This is a genomic window from Endozoicomonas sp. ALC020 (assembly GCF_049275935.1).
Classification (GTDB): domain Bacteria; phylum Pseudomonadota; class Gammaproteobacteria; order Pseudomonadales; family Endozoicomonadaceae; genus Endozoicomonas_A.
Genome location: NZ_CP184830.1, coordinates 415110 through 426148, shown reverse-complemented (window position 1 = coordinate 426148; position 11039 = coordinate 415110). Strand labels below are relative to the sequence as shown.

Below are 11039 nucleotides of genomic sequence, written 5' to 3'. Positions count from 1 at the left end.
CAGTGCGGTGCTATAAAATCTAGCGCAAACGTGAATCATCAGGCCTAAGCCGGATGACGTACGAATTTTTTCCACTAGCGAATGGATTCACAGCAGCTGATTTTATTAGCCCGGATCTATGAGACGCTCACAACAAAACAAAGCTGCCTGCTCGATGGTCCGATCACTGCTTCTGCTAGTGACGATGTTGTTTGGGGATTCGCTGCAGGCATTGGAATTAGTTGGCTCAAGTCCGCTACCAGCTTATTTCCTGTATTCCAATAAGTTGGCTGAACCTGAACAGCCCGATCCACTTCGAGGGTGTCACGAGTTGACTCCAGTCATTCCCGGCTTAATTCCCGTCATTCCCGGCTTAATTCTCGTCATTCCCGGCTTCATTCTCGTCATTCCCGCGAAGGCGGGAATCCACACTGACTCACCACCAGAACCTTACTGCCCGGTGCCCCCCTGGCCTTGTCATCCCCGAGAAGGCAGGGAGCCACCGTTGGCGCTGGATTCCCGCCTTCGCGGGAATGACGACCTCAGAGCATGGGAACGAGCTGTTGGAGTTTTGCGACAGCCTCCGGAGCGTGGAAACGAGTTGTTGGAGCTTTACGTGCCCCCTGAAGTTCTGGAGAACACTTCTAATGGACTGATCGCCAGGGGCGCCGCCGGAGGAGATGATGGCGATAAGCCACCTGACGGAAACAGCAGGAGTCCTGACCCAGAGCTCCAACCTGATCTTACCTTTATTCCTGATCCTGTCCAAACTTGTCTACAGCAAAAAAAGCAACTGCTTATAATATTACAAATCAAACGACTATGGGCGATTATATCAGGCCAGACCACGCTGGCGCGGATTTTGTCAGACCGGATCATGGTGATTGAAGCCGATCTTCTTGATCTGGAAAGGTCAGACCCTGGCACGATTCAACCGGGGCTGGTTCAGGCATGGATGGCAGAGAATGGTCAGGAACTCAGAGTTTACCGTGAGATGGTTTCTGGCAAATATTCTGGCCGACAGACGGGTAACGGGAAAAAGAATTCATCCTCCCGAACGACCAAAGCATCAACGACCGCGACAACAGGTCTGACCGGCCAGACAAGGGAATCTGCTGCCCATAACAGGGGAATCGGTTCGACAGGCGTCAATGGTCGTGGAGACGATGACCCACTAAACCCTTCAGCTGAGCAGGATACCGGACATTCGGTTGTTGCTTGTTCGAAGTGTGACAATGTATTGAATCCACAGGAATTAGGACGTGTAGCAAATCAGACAGCAGCTTCTGCGTTGTTGTGCGACAAATGCCTGTCGGGCATTCAAGGTAACAAAAGGGTAAAACGAATCAGGGAAGAAGCAGAACCCGCTGCGAAAAAAAAGAAGGGCCCGGGTAGAAAGAGAAATAGTTCAACAGCTGTTACTGAACTAGCGGCCAAAAAAAAGAAACCGGCAGACACTCAGATCCCCGATGACTCATTGGAAAAAATAAAAGCAAATATCAAGTACGAATTAAGTCAGGAAGAGCTGAAAAAAGTGCAAACCCTGGTGGCGGTATTCAAGAAAAAAAACATCACTGTAAAAAACACTTTTTATAAGCTGCTTGGTTTCGTAGATAGAGATTCTATTAATGGCTTCTTCGATAATGCCGTCGGCTTTTTTGGGCACCTTTCTGAAAACGTCAAAAATACAGGCATGCTGACTGGCATGCTGGGTAATAGCAGAAAACATATCCGTAGTTTCGCAGAACGTAGCCTGAGTGAACTCGAATATTTAGCAAGTCTGGATGTATTGAATTCCTTCTCGTCCATGAATAGTAGGAAAGGCGTGCCCACACATGAGCAAGTGAAAGCAATACTGGGTTGGCCAGAATGGAAAGACAGTGATGGCGAGTTTAATACGAAGTTGTTCCGATCCTTCTCGTCAATGAACAATGGCAAAGGCATGCTCAAACATGAGGAAGTGAAAGAGGTGCTGGGCTGGCCGGAATGGAAGGACAAGAATGGTGAGTTCAGTATGGAACTGTTCCGTTCCTTCTCATCAATGAACAATGGTAAAGGCATCCTCAAACATGAGCAAGTGAAAGAGGTGCTGGGCTGGCCGGAATGGAAAGACAAGGATTGCGACTTCAGTATGGAGCTGTTCCGCGCCTTCTCATCTATGAATCATGGCAAAGGCATCATCAAACATGAGCAAGTGAAAGAGGTGCTGGGCTGGCCAGAATGGAGGGACAAGGATGGCGAGTTTAGTATGGAGCTGTTCCGTTCCTTCTCATCCATGAACAATGGTAAAGGCATGCTCAAACAAAAGGAAGTGAAAGAGGTGCTGGGCTGGCCGGAATGGAAAGACAAGGATGGCGAGTTCAGTATTGAGCTATTCCGCTCCTTCGCATCCATGAATAGTGGCAAAGGCATGCTCAAACAAGAGGAAGTGAAAGAGGTGCTGGGCTGGCCGGAATGGAAAGACAGGGATGGCGAGTTTAATGCGAAGTTGTTCCGATCCTTCTCGTCAATGAACAATCGCAGAGGCATGATTAAACATGAGGAAGTGAAAGAGGCGCTGAGCTGGCCGCAATGGAAAGACAAGGATGGCGAGTTTAATATGGAACTGTTCCGCGCCTTCTCATCCATGAACAGTGGTAAAGGCATGCTCAAACATGAGGAAGTGAAAGAGGTGCTGGGCTGGCTTGAATGGAAAGACAAGGATGGCGTGTTCAATATGGAGTTGTTCCGATCTTTCTCATCCATGAATAGCAGCAAGGGCATGATTAATCATGAGCAAGTGAAAGAGGTGCTGGGCTGGCCAGAATGGAGGGACAAGGATGGCGAGTTTAGTATGGAGCTGTTCCGTTCCTTCTCATCCATGAACAATGGTAAAGGCATGCTCAAACAAAAGGAAGTGAAAGAGGTGCTGGGCTGGCCGGAATGGAAAGACAAGGATGGCGAGTTCAGTATTGAGCTATTCCGCTCCTTCGCATCCATGAATAGTGGCAAAGGCATGCTCAAACAAGAGGAAGTGAAAGAGGTGCTGGGCTGGCCGGAATGGAAAGACAGGGATGGCGAGTTTAATGCGAAGTTGTTCCGATCCTTCTCGTCAATGAACAATCGCAGAGGCATGATTAAACATGAGGAAGTGAAAGAGGCGCTGAGCTGGCCGCAATGGAAAGACAAGGATGGCGAGTTTAATATGGAACTGTTCCGCGCCTTCTCATCCATGAACAGTGGTAAAGGCATGCTCAAACATGAGGAAGTGAAAGAGGTGCTGGGCTGGCTGGAATGGAAAGATGAGGATGGCGAGTTCAGTATGGAGCTTTTCCGCTCCTTCTCATCCATGAATAGTGGCAAAGGCATGCTCAAACAAAAGGAAGTGAAAGAGGTGCTGGGCTGGCCGGAATGGAAAGACAAGGATGGCGAGTTCAATATGGAGCTGTTCCGCGCCTTCTCGTCCATCAATAGCAGTAAGGGCATGATTAAACATGAGGAAGTGAAAGAGGTGCTGGTCTGGCTGGAATGGAAAGACAAGAATGGCGAGTTCAATATGGAGCTGTTCCGCTCCTTCTCATCCATGAACAATGGTAAAGGCATGCTCAAACAAGAGGATGTGAAAGAGGTGCTGGGCTGGCCGGAATGGAAAGACAAGGATGGCGAGTTCAGTATGGAGCTGTTCCGCGCCTTCTCATCTATGCATCATGGCAAAGGGGTGCTCAAACAAAAGGAAGTGAAAGAGATGTTGGGTTGGCCTGAATGGAAACACAAGGGTGGCGAGCTCAATATAAAGCTGTTCCGCGTTTTCTCGTCCATGAATCATAGCCAAGGCTTGCCCAAACATGAGCCCGTGAAAAAAGTGCTGGACTGGATAGGTTGCCGGGGGGCACCCAATCACAGGCTACTGCAGATCATGTCCAGGCTTTGGGCATCAGCAGGGCTACCTGCTATCAAGCTGCTGCAACACTGGGAAACACAACTGAAACAGTTACTGCTTACAGAACTTACCGGAGAACACAGCAACCCGGATAATGAAGGAGATGATAAATACAATCGCCAGATAAAAACAGCCGCTCTTTATCTTTCCACTCCTAAGCCGGACTGGTCACTAACATGGACGGTTTTAAAAGAGTTCTGCCAATTTCATGAACAGACTAAAACGGTTCTGATGCTGGAATCATTGATAGGGCTTTTATCTTCTTCTGGAGGTAAAAGCGTCAAACGCTACCTTCAGGCTAATCAACATGATCGACATTTTTTGTGGCGTCATTCAATGAAAGCCGTGCCTTTGCGCGTGTTAAATAGAGCAATGTTCCTGTGTTCTTCCGATGAAGGCAGTGAGCGTTTTGTCTATTTTGTCAAGCGGCTGAAGTCATTGCCGGATAAAAGACTATGGGAGCATTACTCAGCCCTGTTGCAACCATTGTCGGCGGTGCTGAAACTCGAATATATGCAAGGGCTCTATCTGGAAATTCTGCAACCCTTAACAAAAGATGATCAGCTGCGTTTTCTGGATGCCAGCCATGCCCAGGCTGTGTTCGACCTGTTTCCCTCGTTAAGCGCCCTGCAAAAACTCAGCAGAGAGCATTCTTCCCATTGGTTAAGCAAGCTGCTTGAAGCCTGCCTGCAACTAAAAACCCATGACATTACCAAAGAAGGCATCCAGATACTGTTTGAAGCGCTGCTCAAAACCCATAGTCTTCTACCCTGGGATAACGAGATCCCCGATCACTTTTTGTCCGGGATGCAAACGACCGACAACAACCATGTTGAGATACCTGTCTCCGGACTTATCCAGTCAGGAGAACAGTTGGCCCTGAGCTATATCGCTGTGTTGATGCAGAATCTCAATGAGATGTCTTTTACCGTCAAAGGACAATGGCTTGAGGTTGAATTACCAAGTGGCAGAGTTCAAAACTACCGATTTCCAATGCCACAGCTGGAAATACAGGATGAAAAAATGGCCATCAGCAACTGGTCAGAGGAGCAGTTCCGGACTTTTTTGAAAATCACCGGGATATCTGAACACTATTATTTGACTGCAGATCAATGGCAGAAACTGGATAAGGTTCAATTCAGGCAAGCTGAAGCATGTCAGCCAGAGAATGAATTGGAACCACAAAAACAGGCGTTCGGCAGTTTATGGTCAAAGCTCAACCAGACAGAAATTTTTGGCAGCGAAATACTGAATTTACTGGAGGAGTTCGAGAGCGAAATGGAGCTTATGCATACAGTGACCCTCCTTAAAAAAGCCAGAATCGATACCGATAACTGCATACTGGAAGAATGGCGGCAACGGGCGTGCAGTAAGATAGAACAGTTAAAAAAGCAAGACCCTTTATTATCCGATGTTGATCCTGATGTTTATCAGAGTTGTCAGGAACTGGAGTTGCTTGATGGGTGTGGGAGTATTTTCTAAAAAGACTTGTGTCGTCTTATAAAGCTTCTAAAAATCAACTGTCTGTCAACTCCGTTCATGGCAACCTTGCCAGTGCGGTGCTATAAAATCTAGCGAAAACGTGAATCATCAGGCCTAAGCCGGATGACGTACGAATTTTTTCCACTAGCGAATGGATTCACAGAAGCTGATTTTATTTGCCTGGATCTATGAGACGCTCACAACAAAAAAAAGCTGCCTGCTCGATGGTCCGGTCACTGCTTCTGCTAGTGACGATGTTGTTTGGGGATTCGCTGCAGGCATTGGAATTAGTCGGCTCAAGCCCGCTACCAGCTTATTTCCTGTATTCCAATAAGTTGGCTGAACCTGAACAGCCCGATTTTCTCCGATGGCATCACAAAACTCTGGCTCCCATGTTTTTAGGCCCTGTAAGTCGCGGGCGTGGGTGCCCATATGTTATCTCAAGTGGTAGTATCTGGCTTTCAGGGGAGATATGCGTTCCCACGCCGGAGCGTGGGAACGAGTTGACTTCCATCATTCCCGGCTTCATTCTCGTCATTCCCGCGAAGGCGGGAATCCACACTGACTCACCACCAGAACCTTACTGCCCGGTGCCCCAATGGCCTTGTCATCCCCGAGAAGGCAGATATTCACCGTTGGCGCTGGATTCCCGCCTTCGCGGGAATGACGACCTCAGAGCATCCGAACGAGCTGTTGGAGTTTTGCGACACCCTCCGGAGCGTGGGAACGAGTTGTTGGAGTTTTACGTGCCCCCTGAAGTTCTGGAGAACACTTCCAATGCGTTGATCGCCGGGGGCACCGCCGGAGGAGATGATGACGATAAGCCACCTAACGGAAACAGTGGGAGTCCTGAACCAGAGCGCAAACCTGACCTTACCCTTACTCCTGATCCTGTCCAAACTTGTCTGCAGCAAAAAAAGCAACTGCTTATAATATTACAAATCAAACGACTATGGGCGATTATAACAGGCCAAACTACGCTGGCCCGGATTTTGTCAGACCGGATCATGGTGATTGAAGCCGATCTTCTTGATCTGGGAAGGTCAGACCCTGGCACGATTCAACCGGGGCTGGTTCAAACATGGCTGGCAGAGAATGGTCAGGAACTCAGAGTTTACCGTGAGATGGTTTCTGACAAATATTCTGGTCGGCAGGTGAGTAACGGGAAAAAGAATTCATCCTCCCGAACGACCAAAGCATCAACGACCGCAGCAACAGGTCAGACTGGCCAGACAAGCGGATCTGCTGCCCGTAACAGAAGAACCGGTTCGACAGTCGCCAATGGTCGTGGAGGCGATGACCCACTGAAACCCTCAGCTGAGCAGAATACCGGACATTCGCTTGTCACTTGTTCGAAGTGTGATAAAGCACTGAATCCACAGGAATTAGAACGTATAGCAAATCAGACAGCAGCTTCAGCGCTGTTGTGCAACAAATGCCTGTCGGGCATTCAAGGTAACAAAAGGGTAAGACGAATCCGGGAAGAAACAGAACCGGACTCACCAGAACCTGCTCCGAAAAAAAAGAAGGGCCCGGGTAGAAAGAGAAATAATTCAACCACTGTTGCTGAACCAGCGGCCAAAAAAAAGAAACCGGCTGACACTCAAATTCCAGATGATCCGTTAGAAAAAATAAAAGCAAATATCAAGTACGAATTAAGTCAGGAAGAGCTGAAAAAAGTGCAAACCCTGATGGCGGTATTCAAGAGAAAAAACATCACTGTAAAAAACACTTTTTATAAGCGGCTTGGTTTTGTAGATAGAAAGTCTTTTAATGGTTTCTTCGATAATGCCGCCGCCTTTTTTGGACACCTTTCTAAAAACGTCAAAAATACAGGCATGCTGACCGGCATGCTAGGTAATAGCAAAAAACATATCCGAAGTTTTGCAGAGCGTAGCCAGGATGAACTCGAATATTTAGCGAGTTTAGATGTAGTGACTTCTTTCTCGTCCATGAATAATGGCAAAGGTGTGCCTACACATGAACAAGTGAAAGCAATACTGGGCTGGCCAGAATGGAAAGACAAAGATGGCGAGTTCAATATCGAACTGTTCCGCTCTTTCTCGTCCATGAATAATGGCCAAGGCGTACCCAAACATGAGGAAATGAGGGAGGTGCTGGGCTGGCCGGAATGGAAAGACAAGGATGGTGAGTTCAATATGGAACTGTTCCGCACCTTCTCATCCATGAACAATGGCAAAGGCATGCTCAAACATGAGCAAGTGAAAGAGGTGCTGGGCTGGCCGGAATGGAAAGACAAGGATGGCAAGTTCAATATGGAGCTGTTCCGCTCCTTCTCATCAATGAACAATGGTAAAGGCGTGCTCACACATGAGCAAGTGAAAGAGGTGTTGAACTGGCCGGAATGGAAGGACAAGAATGACGACTTCAGCATGAAGCTGTTCCGCGCCTTCTCATCCATGAACAATGGCAAAGGCATGCTCAAACATGAGCAAGTGAAAGAGGTGCTGAGCTGGCTGGAATGGAAAGACAAGGATGGCGAGTTCAATATGGAGTTGTTCCGCTCTTTCTCATCTATGAGTCATGGCAAAGGCATCCTCAAACATGAGGAGGTTAGAGAGGTGCTGGGTTGGCCGGAATGGAAAGACAAGGATGGCGAGTTCAATATGGAGTTGTTCCGCGCCTTCTCATCCATGCATAGTCAGAAAGGTATGTTCAAACACAGGGAAGTGAAAGAGGTGCTGAGCTGGCCGGAATGGAAAGACAAGGATGGTGAGTTCAGTATGGAGCTGTTCCGCGCCTTCTCATCCATGAATAGCGGCAAAGGCATGATTAAACATGAGGAAGTGAAAGAGGTGCTCGGCTGGCCGGAATGGAAAGACATGGATAGCGAGTTCAACATGGAGCTGTTCCGCGCCTTCTCGTCTATGAATCATGGCAAAGGCATGCTCAAACATGAGCCAGTGAAAGTGGTGCTGAACTGGCCGGAATGGAAAGACAGGTATGGCGAGTTCAGTATGGAGCTGTTCCGCTCCTTCTCGTCCATGAATAGTGGCAAAGGCATGCTCAAACAAAAGGAAGTGAAAGAGGTGCTGGGCTGGCCGGAATGGAAAGACGAGGATGGCGAGCTCAGTATGGAGCTATTCCGCTCCTTCTCATCCATGAACAATGGCAAAGGCATGCTCAAACATGAGCAAGTGAAAGAGGTGCTGGGCTGGCCGCAATGGAAAGACGAGGATGGCGAGTTCAGTATGGAGCTTTTCCGCGCCTTCTCATCCATGAATAGTGGCAAAGGCATGCTCAAACAAAAGGAAGTGAAAGAGGTGCTGGGCTGGCCGGAATGGAAGGACAAGGATGGCGAGTTCAGTATGGAGCTGTTCCGCGCCTTCTCATCTATGAATGGTGGCAAAGGCATGCTCAAACATGAGGAAGTGAGAGAGGTGCTGGGCTGGCCGGAATGGAAGGACAAGTATGGCGAGTTCAATATGGAGCTGTTCCGCGCCTTCTCATCTATGAGTCATAGCAAGGGCGTGCTTAAACATGAGGCAGTGAAAGAGGTGCTGGGCTGGCCGGAATGGAAGGACAAGTATGGTGAGTTCAATATGGAGCTGTTCCGCGCCTTCTCGTCCATGAATAGTGGCAAAGGCATGCTCAAACAAAAGAAAGTGAAAGAGGTGCTAGGCTGGCCGGAATGGAAACACAGGGGTGACCAGTTCAATCTGAAGTTGTTCCGGGCTTTTTCGTCCATGAATAATGGCCAGGGCTTGCCCAAACATGAGCCTGTGAAAAAAGTGCTGGGCTGGATAGGTTACCGGCGGGCACCCAATCATAGTCTGCTGCAAATTATGAGCAGGCTGTGGCCATCAGCAGGACTACCTGTTACTGAGGTGCTGCAACACCGGGAAACACAACTGAAACAGTGGCTGTTTACAGAATTTACCGGAGAACATAACAACTCGAATAATAAAGGAGATGACCAATACGATAGCGATTCAGAGAATGAAGAGGATGACAAATGCAATCGCCAGATAAAAACAGTCGCTCTTTATCTTTACACCCCTAAGCCAGACTGGTCACTGACATGGACGGTTTTAAAACAGTTCTGCCAATTGCATAAAGAGACTAAAACGGCTCTGATGCTGGAATCATTGATAGGGCTTTTATCTTCTTCTGGAGGGAAAAGCGTCAAACGCTACCTTCAGGCTAATCAACTGGATCGGCATTTTTTGTGGCGTCATTCAATGAAAGCCGTGCCTTTGCGCGTGTTAAATAGAGCAATGTTCCTGTGTTCTTCCGATGAAGACAGGGAGCGTTTTGTCTTTTTTGCCAAGCGGCTGAAGTCATTGCCGGATAAAAGACTATGGGAGCATTACTCAGCTCTGTTGCAACCATTGTCGGCGGTGCTGAAACTCGACTTTATGCAAAGGCTCTATCTGGAAATTCTGCAACCCTTAACAAAAGAAGATCAGTTGCGTTTTCTGGATGCCAGCCATGCCCAGGCTGTGTTCGACCTGTTTCCCTCGTTAAGCGCCCTGCAAAAACTCAGCAGAGAGCATTCTTCCCATTGGTTAAGCAAGCTGCTTGAAGCCTGCCTGCAACTAAAAACCCATGACATTACCAAAGAAGGCATCCAGATATTGTTTGAAGCGCTGCTCAAAACCCATAGTCTTCTACCCTGGGATAACGAGATCCCCGATCACTTTTTGTCCGGGATGCAAACGACCGACAACAACTATGTTGAGATACCTGTCTCCGGACTTATCCAATCTGGAGAACAGTTGGCCCTGAGCTATATCTCTGTGTTGATGCAGAATCTCAATGAGATGTCTTTTACCGTCAAAGGGCAATGGCTTGAGGTTGAAGTATCAAGTGGCAGAGTTCAAAACTACCGCTTTCCAATGCCACTTCTGGAAATACAGAATGAAAAAATGGCCATCAGCAACTGGTCAGAAGAGCAGTTCAGGACTGTTATGAAAATCACCGGGATATCTGAACACTATTATTTGACTGAAGATCAATGGCAGAAACTGAATAACGTTCAATCCAGGCAAGCTGAAGCATGTCAGCCAGAAAATGAATTGGAACCACAAAAACAGGCGTTCGGCAGTTTATGGTTAAAGCTCAACCAGACAGAAATTTTTGGCACCGAAATACTGAATTTACTGGAGGAGTGTGAGAGCGAAATGGAGCTTATGCATACAGTGACCCTCCTTAAAAAAGCCAAAATTGATACCGATAACTGCATACTGGAAGAGTGGCGGCAACGGGCATGCAGCAAAATAGAGCGTTTAAAAAAGCAAGACCCTTTATTATCCGATGTTGCTCCTGATGTTTATCAGGGTTGTCAGGAACTGGAGTTGCTTGATGGGTGTGGGAGTGTTTTCTAAAAAGACTTTTGTCGTCTGATAAAGCTTCTAAAAACAAACTGTCTGCCAAATCCGTTTATGGAAAGCTCACCAGTGCGGTGCTATAAAATCTAGCGCAAACGTGAATCATCAGGCCTAGGCCGGATGACGTGCGAATTTTTTCCACTAGCGAATGGATTCACAGAAGCTGATTTTATTAGCCTGGATCTATGAGACGCTCACAACAAAACAAAGCTGCCTGCTCGATGGTCCGATCACTGCTTCTGTTGGTGACGATGTTGTTTGGGGATTCGCTGCATGCATTGGAATTAGTCGGCCCAAGCTCGCTACCA

Annotated in this window: 2 protein-coding genes; both read left to right on the top strand. The window is 47.8% G+C overall.

Annotated features, from left to right (window positions below; translation table 11 throughout):
- The first annotated feature begins 310 nt into the window (after positions 1-310).
- On the top strand, positions 311-5380 hold the full coding sequence (locus ACOJUO_RS01565) for a hypothetical protein (protein ID WP_422138730.1): 5070 nt from the start codon (positions 311-313) through the stop codon (positions 5378-5380).
- A gap of 503 nt (positions 5381-5883) precedes the next feature.
- Positions 5884-10728 carry a hypothetical protein gene (locus ACOJUO_RS01560; RefSeq protein ID WP_422138729.1) on the top strand — a complete coding sequence of 1615 codons (4845 nt, stop codon included), beginning with the start codon at positions 5884-5886 and terminating at the stop codon, positions 10726-10728.
- Positions 10729-11039: the final 311 nt, after the last annotated feature.